At 65.0% G+C, this 823-nt stretch carries 1 protein-coding gene and 1 pseudogene; both read right to left on the bottom strand.

All coding sequences use genetic code 11. From position 1 onward, the window contains the following. Window positions 1-256 (bottom strand): annotated as a pseudogene (locus ACEN88_RS33075) (hypothetical protein); the annotation flags it as partial. An 8-nt stretch (window positions 257-264) separates the two neighbouring features. Further along, window positions 265-681 carry a CopG family transcriptional regulator gene (locus ACEN88_RS33080; protein WP_413346532.1) on the bottom strand — a complete coding sequence of 139 codons (417 nt, stop codon included), beginning with the start codon at window positions 679-681 and terminating at the stop codon, window positions 265-267. Window positions 682-823 lie beyond the last annotated feature (142 nt).

Below are 823 nucleotides of genomic sequence, written 5' to 3' on the forward strand. Positions count from 1 at the left end.
GGGGGGGGGGGTGGTTTGGGGGGGGGGGGGCGGGGCCCCCCGCGGCCCCCACGCCGTTCAGGTCGGCGAACGGCGCACGCGCGCCCGGTTGCTCGGCAAAAGGCGGCGTGAACGGCGTACCCGCTTGCGCCCCCGGCATCAGCCCGGCGGTGCGCAGCGCGTCCTGGATCAGCGCGGTGGCCGCGGCCGGATCCTTGCCCTGGCCCGAGCGCACGGCGCCCAGGATGTTTTCAACAAATTGTTCATATGGTTTCATGGTGTTCCTCAGGAATGGATGCGGTCCGCGAGCGCGGACTTGACGGCGGCCGGCGCGAAAAATGCGCCGAGCACCTGGATGGAGGCGATCGCCGCACGCGCCAGCTCGGGCGTGACGTCGTCGTCGATGGTGGCGAGGCCCAGCACGTGGATGTCGAGCTGCTCGCCGGCGGCGACGCCCGCTTCCAGTTCCGCCTTCGTGTAGCGCTGCATGCCCATCACGAAGCGCTTGCGCGTGACGGTCTGGCGGATCGCTTCGCCGTGCTGCTGCAACTGGTTGCGGATGGCCGTGCGGACGAAATCGGTACGGTTCGTATAAAAACCTTCGGCCACGAGCAGGTCCATCTGCGCCAGGTCGACGAGGCCCAGATTGATGGTGACCTTGTCCGTATCGGGAAATTTGGGTTTGGTGTCGACGAGCTTCATGGTGTCTCCGCAGTGTTTATACGCCCAATATACTCCAACCGGAGTATTAACGGAGTATAACTGCGAATCATCGAAGTGCGGTATAATATTCCTTCCGGATATAAAGCCGGCCCACTCCTTCCCTCCCACCCCCACGCCCGGC

This window comes from Massilia sp. CT11-108 (genome assembly GCF_047302915.1).
GTDB classification, from domain to species: domain Bacteria; phylum Pseudomonadota; class Gammaproteobacteria; order Burkholderiales; family Burkholderiaceae_D; genus Telluria; species Telluria orientalis.

Excerpts from the sequence above, each read along its gene's own strand:
- ACEN88_RS33080 (WP_413346532.1), bottom strand. The coding sequence starts at position 681 with ATGAAGCTCGTCGACACCAAACCCAAATTTCCCGATACGGACAAGGTC.